The 4005-nt window shown below is 68.8% G+C and carries 3 protein-coding genes; 2 read left to right on the plus strand and 1 reads right to left on the minus strand.

The window, feature by feature from the left end; genetic code table 11:
• Positions 1-120: 120 nt before the first annotated feature.
• The gene (locus tag DN412_RS42345; RefSeq protein WP_115216923.1) at positions 121-1341 is read right to left on the minus strand and encodes a helix-turn-helix domain-containing protein; all 1221 of its coding nucleotides are present in this window, start codon (positions 1339-1341) and stop codon (positions 121-123) included.
• A gap of 98 nt (positions 1342-1439) precedes the next feature.
• Between DN412_RS42345 and DN412_RS42350 the strand changes: the two genes are divergently transcribed.
• Together DN412_RS42350 and DN412_RS42355 are read left to right on the plus strand one after the other, a co-directional pair.
• Positions 1440-2216, plus strand: a complete 777-nt coding sequence (locus DN412_RS42350) for a DUF899 domain-containing protein (protein ID WP_115216924.1) — start codon at positions 1440-1442, stop codon at positions 2214-2216.
• 8 nt (positions 2217-2224) lie between these two features.
• A complete protein-coding gene (locus DN412_RS42355) occupies positions 2225-3061 on the plus strand; it encodes a DUF2182 domain-containing protein (RefSeq protein ID WP_244223102.1) in 837 nt (278 codons plus the stop codon).
• Positions 3062-4005 lie beyond the last annotated feature (944 nt).

The raw sequence follows: 4005 nt of genomic DNA on the forward strand, positions 1-4005 counted from the left end.
CATCCACTCTCAAATACCTTCATCGCGTATCACGCCTGCGATGAGCCCCCAAACCGAGGCGAACCCCGTCACGACCTGATGTTTTGAATCACGCTTCACCTCAACTCCGACGAACTCCTTCTAGTCAATCGGCAATGGCGAGGGGAGTAACAAGGCGGTCGTGAATCCGGGCAGCGGCGGCGTCATCCAGCGGCGCGCGCGCCCGTGGCCAAGCGACTGGATCTTGCCCGCGGCAGAGAGCGCCTCCAGTGCCCGTTGCACGGAGCGCTGGCTGGCACCCAGGGCCAGCGCCAGGGCCGAGCTGGACCACGACTCGCCATCGGCAAGCAGGGCCAGCACTGCCGCGTGCTTTTCTTCCACCGGGCGCGCCAGCACCACCACCTCGCGGGCGCGGTGCGGCACCAGCGCGAAGCCGCGCCCGGTTGCGCTGATACCGGCCAGCGCGCGCAGCAGCGTGCGCAGCCGCCCGATCTCGACACGCAGCCGCGCGCGATGCGAAGCATCGGCGTGCCGGGTGCGGAAGGCGTGCGCGATCAGCGTGTCCCTGGGTACGTCCTCCGGCCAGGCCTGCGCCAGCGCGCGCGCCAGCGAGAACAGCACCGGGCGCGTGGCCAGCGAGACCACCGCGCCGGCGTTGCGCACCACATGGCGGCATGCATCCACGACCAGCGCCTTCGAGGCCAGCAACGCTTCCACTTCCTCCAGCCGCAGTGGCCGCTCGTCGCCCCGCGCAATGCGCCGCGCCGCGGGGCTGCGCAGTGCCTGTGCCGCGCTTTCGACTTCGGCGCTCAGCGACGGAATGCCTGCGCGGCGCGCCGCGCGCCGGGCCTGGGCGATGGCGGCGGTGGCCGGCTTCGACTGCAGGCGGCGCATGGCGATGCCCGCGGCAACCAGCGCATGGGTGGCCTGGAGCACGGGCGGCAGGCTGGCGGGGTCGAGTCCGTCCAGCGTCTGTCCGGCTTCATCGATGCGGCCGGTCAGCAGCAGGTGCCGGGCGGTGAGATAGCGTGCGTAGGCGGCGTTGACCCGGTCGCCATGCGCGGCGAGGGTGGCGTGCGCGGTGTCCAGTGCCCTGGCCGGCCAGCCCAGGTCGCGCGAGACCAGCGCGATCTCGGCCTCGGCCACCACACACCTTGCGCGCGCAACCGCCTCGCGCGGGCCGAAGGCGCGCGCCGCGCTGCGCAGCAGGGCGCGGGCGCGAGCGAAGTCGCCGAGCTGCGCCATCGCGACGCCGCGCAGCGCCAGCGCGGGCGGATCGTCGCGCAAGGCGACCCGGTTCAGCGCGCCGAGGGGGTCACCCGCGGCGAGCGCGAGCGCCGCGGCCGCTATGCGTGAGTCCATCCGAATTCCGCCAGAAATCCCGCCACACTTGTCACTCCCACCATTGGCAGCCGGCGCCTAATCTAGCACACGAACACCAACCAACGGAGGGATGAACGATGATCACACACAGCACCGGAACCCGTGAAGCGTGGCTGGCCGCGCGGCTCGAACTGCTCGCGGCCGAGAAGGATCTCACCCGGCGCAGCGATGAACTGGCGCGACAGCGCCAGGCGCTGCCGTGGGTCCGGGTCGACAAGGCATACCGCTTCGAGACCGAGGCGGGCAACGTGTCGCTCGCGGACCTGTTCCAGGGACGCTCGCAATTGCTGGTCTACCACTTCATGTTCGGCCCCGACTACAAGGCGGGGTGCCCGTCCTGCTCGGCCATCGCGGACGGGTTTGACGGCTTTGCCGTCCACCTGGCGCATCACGACGTTACGCTCACCGCGGTGTCGCGCGCGCCGCTGGCCAGGCTGCAGGCGTATCAACGGCGCATGGGATGGACGTTTCCCTGGGCATCGTCGCTCGGCAATGACTTCAACACCGATTTCCACGTCTGGTTCAGCGAGGCACAACAGCGCCAGGGCGAGATCGACTACAACTTCCGCCGCGAAGCTGCCTTCGCCTGGCGCCCCGAGCTGGAGGCCGGAGGTGCCGCGGCCGAGGCCAGCTTCGCGGCCATGTGCGGCACCGATACTGCCACGTACCAGCGCGACCGCCCCGGCATGAGCGCGTTCGCGCTGGAAGACGGCGTGGTCTACCACACCTATTCCACCTATGCGCGCGGACTGGATGGCCTGTGGGGCATGTACCAGTGGCTCGACCGCGCGCCGCGCGGGCGCAACGAGGCCGGGGTCTGGTGGCGCCGGCACGACGAATACGAGCAGGGTTGAGGCAGGTCGTGGCAACCGCCCCGACAACCTGGAGGGCGGGGCGCTGGCGGCGCGCCGGTCCCCGCCTTGCCTTCATCGGCGTCCTGGCCGCGCTTGTCCCCGCCGGCGTGGCGGCGACACTGGCCTGGCACGCGTCCATGCCGGCAACGGGCGCGATGCCGATGCCCGGCGGCTGGACCCTGTCGATGGCGTGGATGCGGATGTGCGGCCAGAGCTGGGCCCGCACTGCCATATCCTTCCTCGGCATGTGGATCGCCATGATGGTGCCGATGATGATGCCCGCGCTGGCACCGATGTTGTGGCGCTACCGTCAGGCGCTGACGGGGGCAGGGCAGGCGCGCCCGGGCATGTCGATGGTGCTCGCGGGCGCCGGCTATTTCGCCGTGTGGGGCATGGTGGGTCTCGCCGTTTTCGCTGTTGGCGCTGCGCTGGCGGCGATGGCCATGCATGCGCAGGGCCTGGCGCGCGCGGCTCCGCTCGCCGCCGCGGTGGTCGTGGTGATGGCAGGCGTGCTGCAGCTCACCGCGTGGAAAGCACGGCAGCTTGCCCGCTGCACCCACGCAGCGGGACGCACGGGAGCCCTGCCGGGGCATGCCGGCTCGGCGTGGCGCCATGGCCTGCGGCTGGGCCTGCACTGCACCCGCTGCAGTGCGGGCCTGACCGCGGTATTGCTCGTCATGGGGGTGATGGACCTGCGCGTGATGGCAGCGGTGACGCTGGCGATGGCGCTCGAACGATGGATGCCGGCTGGTGCGCGCGCGACCAGGCTTGTGGTACGCCTTACCGGGGGCGTCCTTGTCGGCGTGGGTGTGGCTATGTTGATGCAGGCAGGTTGGGGCGGATGACGGGGCGGTGCTGGCCGAGCGCGACCGCGAATAGCGCTGCGGTCAGCGGCAGAAGTATGAGTTTTTTGGGCCGGTGTTGCCGGCGGGGCTTCTGTTTGTTGGCGTGGGTATGTAGGGCTGGTTTAATGTTGTCGTAGGTCGACGGCCTGGTTCCGCCCTGCTGGGCGGGTTACTTTTTGGCCGAGCGCCAAAAAGTAACCAAAAAGCGCGTCGCCTCTGGCGGCTGGCCATCCATTCCACGGCGTTGGTGGTTCGGGCGGCGGTGCTTGCCGTTTGGCGTGGTTGGCCGTTCGAGCCTGCTACGCACCCTGTCTGTGCCCACATCGACGGACTATTGGACGAACCCGACTTTAGGCGGTTGGCAGCCTGCTAAGTACCGCGTCGGTGGGACGCCTTCGGCTGCGCTTCGCGCGGGCCCTAACGTGGCAGGCGGACGAGCATGTTCTGATTTGCGCCTTTGGCCCGGCAACACGACAGCGCCGTGCGAGCGCAGCGACGCACTCCGTGCCCGGGCACCCAACCTACGATACTGAGTGCGCGCAGCGCAGCCGAAGGCGTCCCACCGATGACCTGCTTAGCAGGCTGCCAATAGCCTAAAGTCGGGTTCGTCCAATAGTCCGTCGACGCAGGCACCGGACAGGGTGCGTAGCAGGGTCGAACGGCCAACCACGCCAAACGGCAAGCACCGCCGCTCGAACCACCAACACCACCAAATTGGTGGCCAGCCGCCAGAGGCGACGCGCTCTTTGGTTACTTTCTGTCGCTCGGACAGAAAGTGACCCGCCCAGCAGGGCGGAACAGAGCCGTAGACCTACGACAACATTACTCACCAGTCGATAAGTAAGTCGACAAATTGGGGAACTTTGCGATGCCCGTGCCGGTCGGATCGTGTATGAAACGAGACGGACGTACATTTGACCATCAGACGCTGGAGGCGATTCGCC

Origin of the sequence: Cupriavidus lacunae (assembly GCF_003353055.1) — a bacterium.
GTDB lineage: Bacteria > Pseudomonadota > Gammaproteobacteria > Burkholderiales > Burkholderiaceae > Cupriavidus > Cupriavidus lacunae.

Coding starts and splice junctions, on each gene's coding strand:
- DN412_RS42345 (WP_115216923.1), bottom strand. CDS start 1,341: ATGGACTCACGCATAGCGGCCGCGGCGCTCGCGCTCGCCGCGGGTGAC.
- DN412_RS42350 (WP_115216924.1), top strand. CDS start 1,440: ATGATCACACACAGCACCGGAACCCGTGAAGCGTGGCTGGCCGCGCGG.